At 58.0% G+C, this 18,924-nt stretch carries 16 protein-coding genes; 9 read left to right on the top strand and 7 right to left on the bottom strand.

The window, feature by feature from the left end; all coding sequences use genetic code 11:
- Positions 1-8 precede the first annotated feature (8 nt).
- The 5 genes from kduD to ACA373_RS17625 all read left to right on the top strand — a co-directional run bounded on the left by kduD (position 9) and on the right by ACA373_RS17625 (position 3,064).
- Positions 9-770 carry a 2-dehydro-3-deoxy-D-gluconate 5-dehydrogenase KduD gene (gene kduD, locus ACA373_RS17645; RefSeq protein WP_253456414.1) on the top strand — a complete coding sequence of 254 codons (762 nt, stop codon included), beginning with the start codon at positions 9-11 and terminating at the stop codon, positions 768-770.
- A gap of 42 nt (positions 771-812) precedes the next feature.
- Positions 813-1,454 (top strand): RpiB/LacA/LacB family sugar-phosphate isomerase, encoded by a 642-nt coding sequence (locus ACA373_RS17640; protein WP_370734898.1) that lies wholly within the window; start codon positions 813-815, stop codon positions 1,452-1,454.
- Positions 1,455-1,803: 349 nt separating this feature from the next.
- Positions 1,804-2,259 (top strand): SgcJ/EcaC family oxidoreductase, encoded by a 456-nt coding sequence (locus tag ACA373_RS17635; protein ID WP_253456419.1) that lies wholly within the window; start codon positions 1,804-1,806, stop codon positions 2,257-2,259.
- A gap of 172 nt (positions 2,260-2,431) precedes the next feature.
- Positions 2,432-2,614 carry a hypothetical protein gene (locus ACA373_RS17630; RefSeq protein ID WP_253456422.1) on the top strand — a complete coding sequence of 61 codons (183 nt, stop codon included), beginning with the start codon at positions 2,432-2,434 and terminating at the stop codon, positions 2,612-2,614.
- 108 nt (positions 2,615-2,722) lie between these two features.
- A complete protein-coding gene (locus tag ACA373_RS17625) occupies positions 2,723-3,064 on the top strand; it encodes a hypothetical protein (protein WP_253456425.1) in 342 nt (113 codons plus the stop codon).
- A 349-nt stretch (positions 3,065-3,413) separates the two neighbouring features.
- Here ACA373_RS17625 and azuC read toward each other — a convergent pair whose 3' ends face one another.
- A complete protein-coding gene (azuC, locus tag ACA373_RS17620) occupies positions 3,414-3,491 on the bottom strand; it encodes a stress response protein AzuC (protein WP_367317866.1) in 78 nt (25 codons plus the stop codon).
- Positions 3,492-3,663: 172 nt separating this feature from the next.
- On the bottom strand, positions 3,664-4,230 hold the full coding sequence (gene mntP / locus ACA373_RS17615) for a manganese efflux pump MntP (RefSeq protein ID WP_253456428.1): 567 nt from the start codon (positions 4,228-4,230) through the stop codon (positions 3,664-3,666).
- Between the two features lie 371 nt (positions 4,231-4,601).
- Here mntP and ACA373_RS17610 point away from each other — a divergent pair, with 371 nt between their 5' ends.
- Complete coding sequence (locus tag ACA373_RS17610) at positions 4,602-4,844, top strand: DUF1158 family protein (protein ID WP_125289315.1); 243 nt, start codon at positions 4,602-4,604, stop codon at positions 4,842-4,844.
- A 211-nt stretch (positions 4,845-5,055) separates the two neighbouring features.
- Here the strand turns inward: ACA373_RS17610 and mgtA are convergent, their stop codons facing one another.
- Positions 5,056-7,701: a magnesium-translocating P-type ATPase gene (gene mgtA, locus ACA373_RS17605; protein WP_370734897.1), complete on the bottom strand. Its 2,646-nt coding sequence runs from the start codon at positions 7,699-7,701 to the stop codon at positions 5,056-5,058.
- A 619-nt stretch (positions 7,702-8,320) separates the two neighbouring features.
- On the opposite strand from mgtA, the gene ACA373_RS17600 reads away from it, so the two are divergent.
- On the top strand, positions 8,321-9,760 hold the full coding sequence (locus ACA373_RS17600) for a carboxylesterase (protein ID WP_253456434.1): 1,440 nt from the start codon (positions 8,321-8,323) through the stop codon (positions 9,758-9,760).
- Here ACA373_RS17600 and ACA373_RS17595 read toward each other — a convergent pair.
- From ACA373_RS17595 to ACA373_RS17585, 3 genes are read right to left on the bottom strand one after another with little or no spacing between them, the layout of a single operon-like run.
- Positions 9,748-10,797 carry an AI-2E family transporter gene (locus ACA373_RS17595; protein WP_369895398.1) on the bottom strand — a complete coding sequence of 350 codons (1,050 nt, stop codon included), beginning with the start codon at positions 10,795-10,797 and terminating at the stop codon, positions 9,748-9,750. The genes ACA373_RS17600 and ACA373_RS17595 overlap by 13 nt on opposite strands.
- Positions 10,797-13,904, bottom strand: a complete 3,108-nt coding sequence (locus tag ACA373_RS17590) for an efflux RND transporter permease subunit (protein ID WP_370734896.1) — start codon at positions 13,902-13,904, stop codon at positions 10,797-10,799. The genes ACA373_RS17595 and ACA373_RS17590 overlap by 1 nt, the downstream gene beginning before the upstream one ends.
- An 8-nt stretch (positions 13,905-13,912) precedes the next feature.
- The gene (locus ACA373_RS17585) at positions 13,913-15,013 is read right to left on the bottom strand and encodes an efflux RND transporter periplasmic adaptor subunit (protein ID WP_370734895.1); all 1,101 of its coding nucleotides are present in this window, start codon (positions 15,011-15,013) and stop codon (positions 13,913-13,915) included.
- 181 nt (positions 15,014-15,194) lie between these two features.
- Between ACA373_RS17585 and ACA373_RS17580 the strand changes: the two genes are divergently transcribed.
- Complete coding sequence (locus ACA373_RS17580) at positions 15,195-15,398, top strand: hypothetical protein (RefSeq protein WP_301730615.1); 204 nt, start codon at positions 15,195-15,197, stop codon at positions 15,396-15,398.
- 57 nt (positions 15,399-15,455) lie between these two features.
- Positions 15,456-16,784, top strand: coding sequence for an MFS transporter (locus tag ACA373_RS17575; protein ID WP_370734894.1), 1,329 nt, complete (start codon positions 15,456-15,458; stop codon positions 16,782-16,784).
- A 72-nt stretch (positions 16,785-16,856) separates the two neighbouring features.
- On the opposite strand, the gene ACA373_RS17570 is transcribed toward ACA373_RS17575, so the two are convergent.
- Complete coding sequence (locus ACA373_RS17570) at positions 16,857-18,920, bottom strand: AsmA family protein (protein ID WP_370734893.1); 2,064 nt, start codon at positions 18,918-18,920, stop codon at positions 16,857-16,859.
- Positions 18,921-18,924: the final 4 nt, after the last annotated feature.

Here is an 18,924-nt window from a genome sequence, read left to right as displayed (position 1 = left end):
GAAACTGCATGATTCTTGACGATTTTTCTCTACAGGGAAAGGTGGCTGTGGTCACCGGTTGTAATACCGGCTTAGGGAAAAGTATGGCAGTGGCTCTGGCACAGGCGGGCTGTGACATCGTGGCGATTAATCGCCGCGATCCCGCCGATACCGCGGCGGAAGTCGGCGCAACGGGAAGACGCTTTCTCAGCTTGCAAGCCGATCTCGGCCGTCAGGATCGGCTGTCATCACTGTTGGAACGTGCGGTAGAAGAGATGGGGCATATCGATATCCTGGTCAACAACGCGGGTTTGATCCGCCGCGAAGACGCGCTGAACTTTAGCGAACAGGATTGGGATGACGTGATGAACGTCAATATCAAGACGCTGTTCTTTTTATCGCAGCTGGCCGCCCGTCAGTTCATTAAGCAAGGGAGCGGCGGCAAGATTATCAATATTGCCTCGATGCTCTCTTTCCAGGGTGGCGTACGCGTGCCTTCCTATACCGCGTCGAAAAGCGCGGTGATGGGGCTGACGCGTCAGCTGGCCAACGAGTGGGCGAAATACGGCATCAACGTTAACGCGCTGGCGCCGGGTTATATGGTCACTAACAACACGGAGCAGCTACGCAGCGATGAAGAGCGCAGTGCGGAAATTCTGGCGCGTATCCCGGCAGGCCGCTGGGGTACGCCGCAGGATTTAATGGGTCCGGTGATTTTTCTGGCATCAAAAGCCGCTGACTACATCAACGGCTATACCCTTGCGGTAGATGGCGGCTGGCTGGCGCGCTGATGCGCCATCGGCCTCTCAATGACTGAATACTGGAGAACAAAGATGAATATTGCACTGATGATGGAAAACAGCCAGGCGGCGAAAAACGCCGTGGTGCTGGAGCAGTTACAGGCCGTAGCGGCGCAGAATAAAGACGCGGTGTTTAACGTCGGCATGAGCGACGAGAACGATCATCATCTGACCTATATCCACTTAGGCATTATGGCCAGCATTCTGCTGAACGCAAAGGCGGTAGATTTCGTGGTCACCGGCTGCGGCACCGGTCAGGGCGCGCTGATGTCGTTAAATATCCATCCTGGCGTGGTTTGCGGCTACTGCCTCGATCCGGCGGATGCGTTTCTGTTTGCGCAAATCAATAACGGCAACGCGCTGTCGCTGGCCTTTGCCAAAGGCTTTGGCTGGGGCGCCGAGCTGAACGTGCGCTATATGTTTGAAAAGGCCTTTACCGGCCGCCGGGGCGAAGGCTATCCCGTCGAGCGTAAAGAGCCGCAGGTACGCAACGCCGGTATCCTCAATCAGGTAAAAAGCGCGGTAATCAAAGATAACTATCTGGATACGCTGTGCGCAATTGACCCGGAACTGGTGAAAACCGCCGTCGGCGGCGAACGCTTCCAGAAATGCCTGTTTGAGCAGGGCAAAGATGCAGAAATCATTGCCTGGGTTAAGCAGCTATTACAGAAATAAAAACGTTGGTGGTCGGCTTCGGCTGACCATCTTTTTTTTACCCGCCCGGCTCCTGTCGTTTGCACTGCCCTGCTTATCCACACGGCGCATTTTCGCTATAAAACCCTGCCTTTATCTCAGCTTATTAAAGAAACGCCCGAATAATATAAATTATGTTATTCATCTTTATTATTGCCGTTAATAATAAATAAATAATTAACGCAGTGCTTACAATAAAGAATGCTTATTGACGTGATCTATATCAATCCTCTGGCATAGCCTTTTCCCATCGCTGCGAACGTTTAATATGCGTTTATTAGCTTCTGGTATTTTATCTTTATTAAAAACACAAATACTACGGAAATAATTAATGAAGGCTGGATTAATTGGTTTGATGATTGCCGGCGTGCTTACCAGCTCGGCGGCTTTTGCTCAGGAGAGTACTTCCTGCGTTAAAATGACCGAGCAGGAAGTTGCCTCTATGTTCGATCGCTGGAATGATTCGCTAAAAACAGGCGATGCCAACACCGTTTCGCAGAACTATCTGTCAGATGCCGTGCTGCTGCCAACGCTGTCGAACAAAGCTCGCCTGACGGACGAAGAGCGCGTTGATTATTTTAAAAAATTCCTGGCGAAGAAGCCGGTTGGCCATATCGACAGCCGTACCGTTCGCATCGGCTGTAATAAAGCTATCGATACCGGCACCTATACCTTTACCTTTGGCGATGGTTCTAAAGCCGCCGCGCGTTATACCTTTACCTATGCATGGGACGGACAGAAATGGCTTATTTCAAGCCATCATTCCTCCGCCATGCCCGAAGGTTAAGATTGCTGTCTCCACGGTTGAGATCGTGGAGACTTTTGCACCTCCTTCTTATTCCTCCCGCTAAAACTATTCAGGCGCCATAAAACACCGTTCCCGGTGATGGTTACTAAAATCGCCTTTCTGACCATGTAGAAGACGCTGCACTACCAGCCAGCTTTCCTGCCCGGGACTGGTGATAGCGGGCGACGATCGCGTCAATCCGCCGCCGCAGGGCATTGCGCTGTTTGATATCGTGGCGGCGGCAGAGAAAAAGCTGCATGTAGAAGCGGAGGCAAAACGTTACGCTCGCTACAGCGGCCCGCGCTTCGATCACCTCATCGCGCAGCAGATCGACTGGTACAGAGCCTGGCTCTGAATTAAAGTATTTACTCTTCAGGCGTACGGTGCCGGCCCGCTACGGAAGCGCTATCCTTAACGGGCCATGCCGAACCGGCCGAACGTAAATCCTTGTTAAGGAGCAAATATGAAAAAAATAATGCTGCTGCTTGCCGCTCTGGCGGTAACTGGCGCAGCGCAGGCTGCAGACTCAGACGATCCGGCCCAGGGCTATATCGCTAACCTTTGTACGCTGGTGACGCAGGATAAAGCAGCCGACTCGGCGGATGGCTATATCACCAAGCTGAAAGCGCTGCACATGCGCGGCCAGTCGCCTTCCGCGCAGGAAAAACCGGACTTTGACGAAGACGAAGCCCGAACCGTGGTTGCTGCCTGGATGAATCTGAGCGAAGACCAGAAGAAGCAGGCCAGCCAGAATATGGAAGCCTGTCAGAGCGCTACGCTGGACGAGTACCAGAGCCAGGATTAATGGCTTTTCGCCCTGCTGGCTGTGACGCAGTCAGCAGCGGCGGCTTCTTTTTGACTGCGTGGCGCCATCAAAACCGGCGGGCGGCAGAGAACGCAGGCGTAGCAAGCCAAAGCGGTCATTGTCATCAGCAGACCGGAAGCGATTGAAAAGCGAAGAGCGTGTTAGCGAGCTGAAAACGATTAAAACGTGGGATAAGCGAAGACGGTTTTAGCGAGTCAAAAACGGGATAAGAGAAGAAGGTTTTAGCGAGTCGAAAACGGGATAAGCGAAGAAAATTTTAGCGGGATAACAGGTGATAACCATCGGTCTTTCCCTGACCGCGGCTATCGAGGGTTTCGGGCCGGAGCCATTAATACATAGCGCCTGGCGGTACGTGTTTAAATGTTTCAACATAGCTACGGAACACGTAATTGATAACTTTTTTCATTTTTTGCACCTGAAATTCAACTTTTATTGATAGAACGCAAAAAAAGTATACAAGAAGCGCACTTTCCAGGCAAATAAATTTGAAGCAGATCACATAATTCGCAAGATTATGCGAAAGCGAACCTAAACAAAAGCTAAACGAGACGGGTAAACCCGGTCTTTTGTCTGCACCTTTACAGGATGCCCAGGTGCTCAACCAGGATACTGGTGCCAATGCCAATCAGCACCACGCCGCCGAAAATCTCCGCCCACTTGCCCATCACCGGGCCAAGAAAACGGCCTAACAGGATGCCCGCCGAAGCCATTACCAGCGTCGAAGCGCCAATCGCCAGCGCGGTCGTCACAATATTCACCTGCAGGAAAGCCAGGCCGACGCCGACGGCCATGGCATCCAGACTGGTCGCAACGGCGGTCATCGCCAGCAGCCAGAATCCGTGACGCTGGGGCGCTTCGCACTCTTCATCCTTTTTACGGAAACCTTCCAGAATCATGCGGCCGCCAAGCACCAGCAGCAGCGTAAAAGCGACCCAGTGATCCCATGCCATTACGTAGCGGCTGGCTGCAATGCCTACGCCCCAACCAATCAGTGGCGTCAGCGCTTCAATCGCGCCGAAAATCAGGCCGATGCGCAGCGCTTCTCTCAGACCCGGACGCTGCAGGCTTGCGCCTTTGCCAATCGCGGCGGCAAAAGCATCCATCGACATGCCGAAGGCCAGAATAAGGGTTGCATATAGGTTCATTGTGGTTATACCGGTCTGGCGGTTATCTTCTCGCCCAGACATCAAAAGAACGGTTCTTGTTGAAGAAACAAGCCCCTCAGGCTTAATGTGCGTGCATCCTACCACGCGATTGCGCGTATAAAAAGACAATAAAATCAGGTGTTTAAGTATAGCCTTGGCTATACTTTTTAACGAATGCTAATTTCGCGCAAAAAAGAGGCGCAAAAACACTAAAGGAATTACCGGGTTATGATGAGCGACCTTTCAGCCGGTGGGGAATTACGCGCGATAAAAATCGCCAAAAAGCGCCGAAAAAATTCCCTGCGCGTGCAAGGTTGAACCCGCCAGCCGTTTACCGGAAAATGGCCGTCACTGACCGAGACGGAACCGCTATGAACAATCCTTTTCTGACCTTTTTAATGCCGATGAGCACGCTGATGCTGGGCTTTCTCTCCGCGCTGCTGCTGCCCGCGCCCTGGTTTGGCGTGGAGCTGACGCGCCGCCTGACCACGCTGTTTCATCTCAGCGATGTCGGCCAGCTCTATACGCTGGTGTTCTGCCTGTGGTTTTTACTATTAGGCGCGCTGGAATACTATGTGATTCGCTTTATTTATCTGCGGTTTATCAAGGTATAAACAAACTTTTGCCGGCCCTCCACGCGGGTTCCGGATCAGGTTAACGACGGCGCGGCGGGCTTCGTTTACAGCTTCTGCCAACCGCGCCCGGCTCTATACCTGCTCCTTTTCAGTGGCCGAAGATCATCAGCAGGCCGCTGGACAGGATAACTAACGCAACAAAGAACAGCACGATAGCAGTGATGGCGTTGTTATATTTCATCTTTCCTCCTCAGAACCACTGGCCGAAACGGCGGATATAAAGGCGCTTCATTCCCTGCGTCACCAGGCAATAACCCAGCAGCGTCGCTACCAGCCACGGGAAGTAAGCCCAGGGCAGCGGCGTCAGCCCAACCGCTTCGCCCAGCGGTGAAAAGGGGATGGCGATCCCCAGCGCCATCACCAGCCCCGTCATCAGCATCACCGGCAGCGCCGCGCGGCTCTGGATAAAAGGGATCTTCTGCGTGCGCAGCATATGCACCACCAGCGTTTGCGACAGCAGACCTTCGACAAACCAGCCTGACTGGAACAGCGCCTGATGCTCCACGCTGTTGGCGGAAAAAACGTGCCACATCAGCAGAAAGGTGGTGACGTCAAACAGCGAAGACGTCGGGCCCATCCACAGCATAAAGCGGCCGATATTCCTTGCGTCCCACTTACGCGGCTTACGCAGGAACGCCTTATCCATTTTGTCCCAGGGCAGCGCCAGCTGGGAAAGGTCATACATCAGGTTCTGGATCAGCAATTGGATAGCCAGCATGGGCAAAAAAGGCAGGAATGCGCTGGCGATCAGCACGGAAAAAACGTTGCCGAAGTTGGAGCTGGCGGTCATATTCAGGTACTTAATAATGTTGCCGAAAGTCTCACGGCCTTTGATAACGCCCTGCTCCAGCACCATCAGGTTTTTTTCCAGCAGAATAATATCGGCAGACTCTTTCGCAATATCCGTAGCGCTGTCGACGGAAATCCCGACATCCGCCTCCCGTAACGCTGGCGCATCGTTGATGCCGTCGCCCAGGAAGCCGACCGTATGGCCGTTTTGTTGCAGCATATTCAGCACGCGGGATTTTTGCAGCGGCGTCAGGCGGCAAAAAATGGTGCGTGAGTCCGCCAGCGTCGCCAGTTCGCGGTCATCCAGCCGCTCGATTTCGCTGCCACACAGCGGCTCTCCTGGCTCCAGCCCGACATCGCGGCAAATCTTACTGGTGATAATGGCGTTATCGCCGGTCAGCACTTTTACCGTTACGCCGTGCTCGTGCAGGGCGGCAATCGCTTCTCTGGCGCTCTCTTTGGGCGGATCAAGGAAGGTCAGCAGGCCGCAAAGCGTCAAATCCCGCTCATCATCCTTGTGCAGCGGCAGCGTTAGCGGCATATCGCTCAGATCGCGCTCGCCGATAAGCAGTACGCGAAAACCCTGCTGATTCCAGCGCGCCGCCTGTTGGCTCCACTGCTGACGCGCGGCCTCATCCAGCGGACGCCGTTCGCGTCCGTCCTGCCAGTGCGTGGCGACAGACAGCATTTCGCCCGCCGCGCCCTTGCAGATCAGTTTCTGCCGATCGTGTTCGTCCGCCACCACAATGGACAAACGGCGGCGTTCAAAATCAAACGGCAGCTCGTCGATTTTGCGATAGCGATGCAGCCCGCTAACCACCCATTTTCCCTGGCTGAAGCTCAGGATCGCCCTGTCCATCAGGTTTTTTACGCCGGTCTGATGGCGGCTGTTCAGCCAGGCCAGCTGCAAAACCCGATCGCTGCTGTGCCCGTGCGCGTCAAGATGCTGCGCCAGGATAATGCGATCCTGGGTCAGCGTGCCGGTTTTATCAGTACACAGCACGTCCATCGCGCCAAAATTCTGAATAGCGTTAAGCCGCTTCACCACCACTTTGCGCCGCGACAGGGCAATGGCGCCTTTCGCCAGATTAGAGCTGACAATCATCGGCAGCATCTCCGGCGTCAGGCCAACCGCCACGGCCAGCGCGAACAGCGTGGCGTCTGCCCAGTCGCCTTTGGTAAAGCCGTTGATAAACAACACCACGGGCACCATCGCCAGCATAAAGCGCACCAGCAGCCAGCTGACGCTGTTTACGCCGCGATCGAAAGCGGTTTGTGGCCGGCTGCCGGTCACGGATTTTGCCAGCGAGCCAAACCAGGTACGGTTGCCTGTCGCGACTACGACGGCGGTAGCCGTACCGCTGGCGACGCTGGTGCCCATCAGGCAGATATCGGGCCTGTTCAGCAGATCGTCATCTGGCTGGCACCGATCTGACGCGGCATGTTTTTCTACCGGCACCGCTTCGCCGCTTAGCGAAGCCTGGCTGATAAACAAATCTTTAGCGGTCAGCAGGCGCACATCTGCCGGCACCATGTCGCCAGCCGACAGAAAGATCACGTCGCCGGGCACCACGTCCTGTAGCGCAACTTCCATTCTGACCGGCGCGGCGTTTTCGCTACTGCGGCGAATAGCGGCTGCCGTCGTGCGTACCAGCGATTTCAGCGCTTCCGCCGCTTTATTAGTGCGGTACTCCTGCCAGAAACGCAGCAGGCCGCTGAGCGCCACCATGGTCAGCATGATGATAATGCCGGTAAGATCGGTCTCTTCACCCTGCCGCAGCGGCAGCAGGTAATCCGTGAAAAAGCTGATGGCGGCCAGCACGATCAGGATCCAGATAAAGGGGTTATTAAAGGCCTGGATCAGCTGGATCAGCGCGTGCGGCGCCTGAGCCGTGGCGACCTCATTTTTGCCATATTTCAACAGGCGCTCGCTGGCATCAGCGGCGGTCAAACCATGGCGTTGGGTGTGCAGACGAGCCAGCGTGCTGTCCAGGCTCAGTTTTATTTCGTGTGCGATAGCCAGATCGCGGGAGCGGGATTTTTTCATGTGCCTAATCCTTTATTTTTATTCAGGCGCAGAGAAGCGACCCTGCGCATGAGGATTTGATTTTTGGGGTCAGGATTGGGCGAGGCGGGGAAGAGGAAAAGAGGACGTTACGGGAAGCGTGTACGCTTAACTCTGCCTGTTTGCCATCGCCCGTCGCTGGTCGGAGGTTCTTTCATCGTTAATCCTTGCCCGGCGGCTGCGCGGGAGAAAAAAGTTATGACGGGGACGTAATGCTCAGGAGAGAGAAAAACAGTGCCCACCGGTTATCGGCAAGCAAACGGCGTAGCCTGCCTTATGAGTTAAAACGTAAAGGATGACTGTCCAATTATTGGCTCCGTTAAGGAAATCGCCGCCACTATAATCCCGCTTACCGGGGAAGTAAACCCAGACGGCGGCGAGCGAATTTTTCAGCGTAAACAATTATTTTTCATTTATAATCAATATATTAAACTAATTTATAACCGTAACTAACCGCTGAGTTAATCTAAACCCTGACTCAACGAGTGCGATTTAATGGGTCACTTGGTGGGTACGGCACACCAGCGCGAATGATGACGATCAACGCTATCGTCCTGATTTCCTCTATACTTCCTGCGCAAATTTGCCAACGGGAACAGCCATGCTACAACGCACACGATTCTGGATAAGACGCCTGGTGTTACTGGTTGTCCTGCTGGCCTTCCTGCTGCTGGCGCTGCGTGTTGCCGTTACCGAGCGCGGGCCAGCCCTGGAGCCGTGGCATACCTGGCTGCCTGCCGAAATGAGCGACCGTCAGATGGACCGCAGCGACTGGTCCGCCTATTTGCGCAATGAGCAGCAGATCTTTGCCCGGATGAAAATCGACGTCAGACCGTCGGAAGACAGCGCGGATAGCTATAACCGTTATGCGGAGAAAAGCCCGGTTTATCCGGCGCGTTTCGCCACGGACTGGAACCGTTCTTATCAGTTATTGCCGCAGGGAAAGCCTCGCGGTGCGGTGGTGCTTTTGCACGGGCTGACGGATTCGCCCTATAGCCTGCGACATTTCGCCGCAGATTATCAGCAGCATGGTTATGTGGTGGTCGCCATCCGGCTGCCGGGTCACGGCACCGTCCCGGCGGCGCTGACCCAAACCGAATGGGAAGACTGGCTGGCGGCCACCAGGCTGGCGGTGCGGGAAGCCCATCGGCGCATTCCGGCGGGCGCGCCGCTGCAAATAATGGGCTTTTCCAACGGCGGCGCGCTGGCGATGAAATATACGCTGGACGCGCTGGAAGATCCCTCGCTGCCCGTGCCGAACCGGCTAATTTTGATTTCGCCGATGATTGGCGTCAGCAGCTATGCGCGCTACGCGGGCCTGGCCGGGTTGCCTTCTCTGCTGCCCGCGTTTGCCCGTTCGGCCTGGCTGAGCATCCTGCCGGAGTTCAATCCCTTTAAATACAACTCCTTTCCGGTAAAAGCGGCGCGGCAGTCGTGGCTGCTGACCAGCGCGCTGCAAAGTCAGCTGCACCGCGATCGCGCCAGCCGTTTGCTGGACAAACTGCCGCCGGTGCTGACCTTCCAGTCGGTGGCCGATGCGACGGTCAGCACGCCCGCCGTGGTGCGCGGCCTCTATAATCTGTTGCCCGCTAACGGCAGCGAGCTGGTGCTTTTCGACGTTAATCGTTCGGTGGCGCTTTCTCCGCTGATGCGTCCCACGGCGCTGCACGCGGCGGATAATCTGCTGCCGGCGACGCCGCGCAATTACGCCGTTACGCTGGTGACCAACGCGGCGCCGACCAGCAACGATGCCGTTGCCCGCACCACGCCCGCGGGCAGCAAGGTGACCACCAGCGTGCCGCTGGGCGTCCGCTATCCGGCGGACGTCTATTCCCTCTCGCACGTGGCGCTGCCCTTTCCGTTCAGCGATTCGCTGTATGGCCGTCAGCCCGACCGGCCGAACGAGTTTGGCGTCAGCTTTGGCGTCCTGACGCCGCGCGGCGAGCGCAGCGTGCTGATGGTCAGCCTGGATATGCTGATGCGCCAGGCCTCCAATCCGTTCTGGTTCTGGATGCAGCAGCGCGTTAATCAGACGCTGTGAGGCCTGCCGTCGCCAGGAGGCCTGCCGTCGCTGAGCAGCAGCGCCAGCCGTTCGCCGCCCGGCGTCTGCTCCAGCGCTATCTTCACCACGATGGTCAGCGGCACGGAGAGCAGCATCCCGACCAGCCCCAGCAGCCAGCCCCAAAAAATCAGCGACAGAAAAACCACCAGCGTGGACAGGCCCAGCCCGCGCCCCATCCAGCGCGGCTCCAGCATATTGCCAATCACCAGATTAATCAGCAGATAGCCGACGGCCACCACCACACTTTCCCAACTGCCATTAAAGATTAAGGCCTGGATCACAGGCGGAACGGCGGCGATAACCGAGCCGATATTGGGGATGTAGTTCAGCGCAAAGGCCAGCACGCTCCACAGCAGCGCAAAGCGCACGCCCATCAGCCACAGCAGCAGCCAGACCACCACGCCGGTCAGCAGGCTGATAGCGGTTTTCAGGATCAGGTAGCGGCTTACGCTGTCGAGCGCCTGCTGGATAGCCGCCATGCCATCGCCGGGTCGGCTGAGGATCCGCCGTAGCTTTCCCGGCAGCAGCGGCGCTTCGAACAGCATAAACACCACCGTCATCAGCAGCAGAAAGATGCCGCTGATGGCGCCGGAAAGCTGCGATACCAGGCGACTGACCAGGTTGATGGCCGCGTTAGGATCGGCCAGCGCCATCGCTTCGCCAAAAGAGAACGGCACGCCAAAACGCGCCATCAGCTGCCGCGTCTCTTCCAGCCAGGCAAGCATCACCAGCCGGTATTGCGGCAGCGTGCGGGCAAAGTCGTTAAGCATTGCCGCCAGCGTGGTCAGCAGCAGAACGCTTGCCAGCACGATAATGCCGATAATCAGCGCAACGGCCAGCAGCCTCGGCAGGCCAATCCGCTGCAACAACATCACCAGCGGATTGAGGATGACCGCCACGAACAGCGCCAGAATAAAGGGCACCACGATATCGGCCCCCGCCCGGATGCCCGCAAAAATAATGACCAACATGCCCAGCATCACAACGGCTTTCAATGCCCTGTCATGGTGGGCCATTAACGCGTTCCCCGGGGCCGTTTGCGCCACTCCCGCAGGCGCTGAATATGCAGCCAGAGCGCGGGAATAAATAAAATGCCAAACAGCGTGGCCGCCAGCATGCCGCTAAAGACCGTGATGCCGATAATCCGGCGGCTGGCCGCGCCGGCGCCGCTGGCCATCACCAGCGGCAGCACGCCGACGATAAAGGAAATGGCGGTCATCATTACCGCACGAAAACGCTGGCTGGCGGCCTGCTTCGCGGCCTGGCCGATCGGCACGCCGCTGGCGCGGCGATCGCGGGCAAACTCGACCAGTAGAATGGCGTTTTTGGCGGCCAGGCCCATCAGCAACACCAGCCCAATCTGCGCATAGACATCGTTGGTAAAGCCCATCAGATGCAGGCCGGCTACGGCGCCTGCGGCGGCGAAAACCACCGACAGCATTACCGCCAGCGGCACGCTCCAGCTTTCATACTGCGCCACCATAAACAGCCAGGCGAACAGCACCGCCGCCAGATAGATCAGCACGGCCTGATTGCCGGTTTGCTGCTCCTGATACGACATGCCGCTCCAGCTGTATTTGTAGCCTTCCGGCAGATGCTGCGCCAGCACTTCGGTCATCGCCTGCATCGCCTGCCCTGAGCTGACGCCCTGCACGCCGCCGCCGCCGATCGCCAGCGACGGAAACTGGTTGTACTGCATGATGTAAGGCGCGCCGAGCGACGGCTTCAGCGTAACCAGCTGGTTCAGCCTGACCTGCGCGCCCGTGTCGCTACGCACGGTCAGCGCCAGCAGCTGCTCGCTGTGCTGACGAAAGCGCATCTCATTTTGCACCTGTACCCGAAACTGGCGGCCGTTCCGGGTAAAGTCGCCCGCCTCGCTGCCGCCGAACGCGGTTTGCAATACGGCAACAATTCGACTGACCGGCACCTGCATCAGCGCGGCCCGCTCGCGGTCGATGGTCAGGCTCATTTCCGGCACCGTCGCGCTGAACGTGGTAAATACCCGGCTAAGCTGAGGATGCTGGTTCGCCGCCGTAATCACGGCGTGGGCCGCCTGCGCCAGCGCCTGCGGCGACTGTCCTTCCAGCGCCTGAATACGCAGATCGAAACCGGCAGCGTTGCCCAGACCGCTGACCGGCGGCGGCACGAAAGCCATAATGGTGGCGGCAGGAATGGCGGCCAGCTGCTGCTGAAGCGGCGGCAAAAGCTGCGCGATGGATGGACGCTCGTGCCACGCTTTCAGCAGCACAATGCCGAAGCCGCTGTCGGGCGAATTACCGCCGCCCAGCAGGCTGAAACCGGTGATTTTGATCACGTCCGCCACCGCCGGATTTTTCTTCACGACCTGGTACATCTGCTCCATCACCTGCTGCGTTCTGGGCAGCGCCGCGCCTTCCGGCAGCTGAACGTTGATAAACAGGTAGCCCTCATCTTCCTGCGGCAGAAAGCCATCGGGCAGCTGCTGATAGCTCATCCAGGTCACGACGCCTGCCGCCAGGATCACCGCAGCCGTGGTGATGGCGTAGCGATTAATTTTTTGCGTCAGCGCGACATAGCCGTCACGCGTCCGGTTGATAAAACGGTTGAGGCTCGCCAGCGGCCCTGTCGTCGGCACGACGCGCCGCCGCAGCAGACAGGCGCAAAGCGCGGGCGTCAGCGTCAGCGCGCAAACGCTGGACAGCACCATCGACGCCGACAGCGTGACGGCGAACTGCCGATAAAGTTCGCCCACGATGCCGGGCAGCACGGCAGTCGGCACAAACACCGCCAGCAGCACCAGCGTGGTGGCGATAACCGGCCCGGCAATCTGCGCAAGCGCCTTGCGCGTCGCCTCGGCTGGCGACAGCAGCGGCTCCTCCTCCATCAGGCGCTCGACGTTTTCCACCACGACGATGGCGTCGTCCACCACGATGGTCAGCGCCAGGATAATGGCGAACAGGCTCAGCGTGTTGGCCGAGTAGCCTGCCGCCAGCAGCACGGCAAAGGTGCCCAGCAGCGAAACGGGAATGGTCAACGCCACGATAAATGTCGCGCGCAGGCTTTGTAAAAACAGCCAGGCCACCACCAGCACCACCACCAGCGTGACAAGCAGCGAAAGCGCGATCTCATGCAGCGTGGCGGTCACGGGCGTAGTGGCGTCAAACTTGATCTGATACGCCATATCCTGTGGGAAAACCCGCGCCTGCTCCGCCATTTCGGCCCGCACCGCTTTCGCCACGCTAAGCGCATTGGCGGCCGGAGCGGGATAGACCATCAGAAAAACGCCCGGCGTATTGTTCAGCGCGGCGTTAATCTGATAATTCTGCGCGCCCAGCTCGGTGCTGGCGATATCGCCAATACGCACCATGCCGCCGCGTGCGTTGCTGCGCAGCACAATCTGCGCAAAGGCTTCCGGCGTCAGCAGCCTGCCCTGGCCGCTGACGGTCAGTACGGTTTGCTGGGTCGCAGGCGTTGGCGCGGCGCCAATTTGCCCGGCGGCGGCCTGCACGTTTTGCTGCCTTAGTGCCTGCATCACGTCATCGGTCGTGATGTTTAGCGCCTCCATGCGGTGCGGATCGAGCCAGATACGCATACTGTAATCGCGCGCGCCAAAGACCTGCACGTCGCCTACGCCATGGATACGCGCCAGCGCGTCGCGCAGACGCACCGAGGCGTAGTTGCTGAGAGAGAGCGCATCAAGCCTGTTGCCCGGCGACAGCACGCTGATGCTCATCAGAATATTGCTGGCCCGTTTCCGCACGGCGATGCCGTTTTGATTGACCTCAGCAGGCAGGCGGGCGCTGATTTGCGACAGCCGATTCTGTACTTCCACCGCCGCCATATCCGGGTCGGTGCCGCTGGCGAAAGTAATGCTCAGCTGATAGCTGCCGTTATTGCTGCTGGTGGACTCCATGTAGAGCATATTGCTGACGCCGTTGAGCTGCGCCTCGACCGGCCCGCCCACCGCTTCGGCCACGTCGCGGGCGCTGGCGCCGGGATAGATCGCCGACACGCTAATCACGGGCGGCGTGATCTGCGGAAACTGTTCAACCGGGATCGCTTGCAATGCCATCGCGCCGGTCAGCGTGATAATCAGCGCAATCACCATGGCGAATTTAGGCCGCCTGATAAAAAAGTTCAGCATAGGCTTCCTTATAACGCTTCGCTGGCGGCGACCTGCATACCCGGCCTGACGCGCTGCGTGCCCGCAACGATAACCCGATCGCCTGCGGCAAGGCCGGCGGTGATGATATAGCGCTGTCCAATCTGCGCGCCGACTTCAACAGGGACTTGCTCTACGTGCTGCTGCCGATCCACCCGAAACACGAAGTAGCCGCCGCTGTCCTGCTGTAGCGCCGGCGCGGGCAGCAACAGCCGTTCCTGCGCCGGCGGCTGAAGCTGCACCTCCACCATGCCGCCCGGCAGCAGCAGGTGTTGCGGATTGGCGAAGGCCAGGCTTACGGCCACGGTGCCGGTTTGGTTATCAATATGATTATCCAGCGCAAAGAAACGGCCGCTGTAAGGGTAAGCAGCGCCATTGGCCAGCTGAATGCGGGCCGTTATCGCCTCATTCGCCTGCTGCATATCGCCCTTCAGCGTTTTCTGCCAGTCGGCCAGATAGTCGCGCTCGTTGATGGCTATCACCACGTGCACGGGATCGAGCTGCTTCAGCCTGACCAGCGCGCCGCGGGCAGGATTAACCAATGCGCCTTCGTGAATAGCGCTGTGGCCTGCGCGTCCGCTAATCGGCGCGGCGATGCGGGTGAAAGCCACGTTCAGCCGCTGGGTCTGTAAAAGCGCTTCGGCCTCTTTCCGCGCGGCGCGCGCCCTGTCGCGCTCGGCCAGGGCGTTATCCAGCTCGGACTGACTGACCGCCGTCCCCACGCCCAGCCGCTGCAGGCGCGCAAGGTGTAGCTGTGCTTGCCGGGCCTGCGCCGCTGCCTGATTGACCTGTGCCTGGCTGCGCGCCAGCGCGGCGTGATGCTCTGCCGGATCGAGATCAAACAGCGGCTGCCCTTCGCGGATATTTTCACCGTTTTTGAAATAGCGTTTGACGATAACGCCTTCGGTTCTCGCCATCACGTCAACCTGCCGGAACGCCTCAACGCGCCCCAGGTAGCGGCGAGGATGGGCAATTTTTTCGCGGGTAAGCGTGGTCACAGTCACGGCAGACGGCGGCGCAGCGGTGACCGTAAAGGTAAACAGCAGCAGCGGTAAAAGGCGCGTCAGCGCGCGGGTGGGAGTCAGTGGCATCCGGGCAAAACCTTCCAGAAATTCAGCGGGGAAAAGTGTCAGGAAGTTTATTGACCAGGCCGTCTGACGAGCTGTTTTCGATCAGGAAAAAGCCGAATGACGGCAGAAAAGCGGGGTTGATTTAAGGTTGATTTAACCGGCGCCGACATGCTTCGTAACCGCCCGACGGCGCGTACCCTGAATGCCGCCCTCAGCCGAAAATGCCGCCGGATGCGCAAAAAGCGGGCTGGCGCAGGCATTTTTACCTGAAGAGATACTTTTTATCGCATCTTTGCTGGTGGATCTTGCCATGAAAAGGGCGTTTCGCCCGGCTATCAGCCAGCGCCGACGCTATCTTACGCACGATCCTCTTTTCCGCGCCTGCACCCCGGCTGGCCACCATTGAACGAACGGGATCCAGTGCGTAAGATTCCTTTTCACGTATTAAAAATAAGAAACAATTATGCAAGCCTCCATCGCACCATCGCTCGACGCCGAACAGGACACCCAGCCCGTCAATTCACGCGGCAAAGTGGTGATCGCTTCGCTGGTCGGCACCGCTATCGAATTTTTCGATTTCTATATTTACGCCACCGCGGCGGTAATCGTTTTCCCGCATATTTTCTTCCCGCAGGGCGATGCCACCGTCGCAACGCTACAGTCGCTGGCAACGTTCGCCATCGCCTTTATTGCGCGCCCCATCGGCTCCGCGCTTTTTGGTCACTTCGGCGACCGCGCGGGCCGTAAAGTCACGCTGGTCGCGTCGCTGCTGACGATGGGCATTTCCACCGTGGTTATCGGCCTGCTGCCGGGCTACGAAACTATCGGCGTCTTCGCGCCGCTGCTGCTGGCGCTGGCGCGTTTTGGACAGGGCCTGGGGCTGGGCGGCGAATGGGGCGGCGCGGCGCTGCTGGCGACCGAAAACGCCCCGGCGAAAAAACGTGCGCTGTACGGCTCCTTTCCGCAGCTTGGCGCGCCCATCGGTTTCTTTTTCGCTAACGGCACTTTCCTGCTGCTCTCGTGGCTGTTAACCGATGAGCAGTTTATGCAGTGGGGCTGGCGCGTGCCTTTTATTCTCTCTGCGGTGCTGGTGCTGATCGGGCTGTACGTGCGCGTTTCGCTCAATGAGTCGCCGGTTTTCGCTAAAGTTAAAAAAGAGAAAAAGCAGGTCAAAATCCCTATCGGCACGCTGCTGTCGAAGCATATGAAGGCGACCATTCTGGGCACCTTTATCATGCTGGCGACCTATACGCTGTTCTATATCATGACCGTCTATTCCATGACCTATGGCACCACGCCGGCGCCAAACGGCTTAGGCTTCCCGCGTAATACCATGCTGTGGATGCTGATGCTGGCGGTGATCGGCTTTGGCGTAATGGTGCCGATTGCGGGCCTGCTGGCCGACCGTTTTGGCCGCCGCAAGACGATGATTGTGATTACGCTGATGATTATCGCCTTTGCGCTGGTTTTCCCTTCGATGCTGGGTTCCGGCAGCCAGTGGATGGTGATGGCTTTTCTGCTGTGCGGCTTAAGCGTGATGGGGCTGACCTTCGGCCCGATGGGCGCGCTGCTGCCGGAGCTGTTTCCGACCGAGGTGCGTTACACGGGCGCGTCGTTCTCTTACAACCTGTCGTCGATTCTGGGCGCTTCGGTCGCGCCTTATATCGCGACCTGGCTGGCACACAACTATGGCCTGTTCTACGTGGGACTCTACCTGGCGGCGATGGCCTGTCTGACGCTGTTCGCGCTGCTCGCCAGCCGGGAAACCCGCCACGAGTCGCTGTTCGACTAATCCGGCTCGTGATGCTGAACCGGCCCTCGGCAGTTTGGCAAAAAAAAGCCCGGCGCAATCGCCGGGCTTTTTTTATTTCTTTTTCATCTGCTGCAGGACGTTAACGCACTGGTTCTGCTCGTTATCGCTGGGCGAAATCAGCGCCAGCAGCGCGGCGGCAGGCGCCACTACCGCCCCCAAAGCCACGGCCGCAGCGCCACGGGCAATCAGCGGCCCGGCTTTTACGCCCGCGTCGGGATTTTTAAAGGTGCCCTTGACGTAAAGCGGTGAACGCAGCGTGACGATACGCATTCCTTTACTCTCTGGATTAATCGAGAGATCCAGCCGTTCGTTAGCAAAGTTCGTGGTGCCGGTGATATTGATCACCGCGTTCTCCGTATCGAAGACAAAGAGTTTGGTCGAGGCCACCCCGTTCGCCACGTTCAGATCGGCCGCCGCGCAATTGATACGCACTTCGTCATCGCCGAACAGCTTGCCAACCACATAGTTACCTACGTTAAGACCGACGATTTCCATCAGGCCACGGCTGATCACGCCGTCATTCATCAACAGTTTTACGCTGCCGTCGCTGGTCGCCAGAATATCGGCAACGGAGTTGCCCGTACCGCTCAGCGTGGCGTCACCGTTGATCTGTCCCATGCTGCTTTGCATCGACTCTACGCTGGAAAACAGCTGCTTCAGCTTCAGATTACGCGCGTGAAGATCGGCGCGCGCCCGCATCGGCGAACGGTCGCCTTCCATGCGGATGGTTGAATTAAGGCTGCCGCCCGCCACGCCGAAACGCAGTGGATCCAGCAGCAGATTGCCGTTTTTCAGCACCAGATGCGTATAGAGATCGCTGATGGGCAGGGAATCGCTGTGTTCGATACGCTTGCCGCTAAACTTCACGTCGGCGTCCATTACGTCCCAGTTTTTGGTATCGAATCTGTCGTGCGGCAGCACCCGATCCGCAGGCTGATTAGGTGCCTCGCCTCTTTTCGCCTTCGCCTGCTCGGTTTTATCACTGCCCTTACCGGATTTAACGCCGATCAGCGGCCCCAGATCGGCCATGCGCAGCTGGCGTGATTCCAGCGAGCCTTCCAGTTTAGGGCGCGGCTTCACCTGGCTGTAGGTCAGCGAGCCGTGAATATCGCTGTCGCCGATATGGCCGTTAAAATCGTTGTAATGAAAGACCGGGCCGCCTTTCTGTTGAAAACGGGCAATCAGATGGCCGTCGGTTTCATAAGGAGGCGTATCCGGCAGCAGCACGCCGGTCAGGCCATACAGGTTCGCCAGCGTATCGCCGGAGAAGCGCAGGCGGATATTCAGCCCGCCCAGGTTCATTGGATCCTGCAGGCTGCCCGCCACCTGCACGCGCGTGGTGCCGTTATGCACATCGGCCTGAACAGGGAAAGGATTAGTTTTGCTGCGCAGCGAGAGCATGCCGCCGAGTTTACCGTCGCCGGTTAGCTTCTCATCGTTATAGGTCCCGGCCGCTTTCCAGCCGAAAACAAAGTCTGATGCGCCCTTCTGACCCGCTTCATCCTTGCCGCCTGCAATCTGGGCGTAGGGAACGGGCTTGCCCAATGGATTGACCGTCACCTGCACGTCCGCCTTGTTGATGGCGTCACGGTAAGCGATTTTTGCCTGATCGAACAGGATGTTGTCCATGCGGAAAGTCCACGCGGAAGGCTGCGCATCGGACGAGGCGCTGTCGCTGGCGGCCAGGTCAAACGTCCAGTTATTTTTGCCCTTCGCCGTCTGGATCAGACGCGCATCGGGCTGCTCCAGCTTGATCCACGGGATAAAGATTTCTTTATGCAGCAGCGCCAGCGGAGAGAGCGTTGCGTCCACGCGCTGCAAATGCACCATCGTAATATCGTCAATAGCAGGCGGGTTGCCCAGCAGGATATCCTGCGCGTGCACGTGCGGCCACGGCACCCAGCTGCGCCAGCCCGGCTCGTCGCGATTACGCTCCCAGGCAACGCCCAGATCGCCGCGGATGGCGAAAGGACGATTCAGCTCTGTGGAGACTTTCTGGTTGATAGTTGGCTTCAGGCGGTTCCAGTTAAATGTCGCGATAACTACCACTACCACCACAACCAGCAACAAAAAAATCCCGACAATCCAGCTAATTACTTTTCCTGTGCGCGACACTGTT

The sequence above is a fragment of the Erwinia sp. STN24 genome (genome assembly GCF_041320675.1).
Taxonomy (GTDB): Bacteria; Pseudomonadota; Gammaproteobacteria; order Enterobacterales; family Enterobacteriaceae; genus Erwinia; species Erwinia aeris.
The sequence above is the reverse complement of the archived record's forward strand: the minus strand, read 5'-3'. Positions and strand labels throughout refer to the sequence as shown.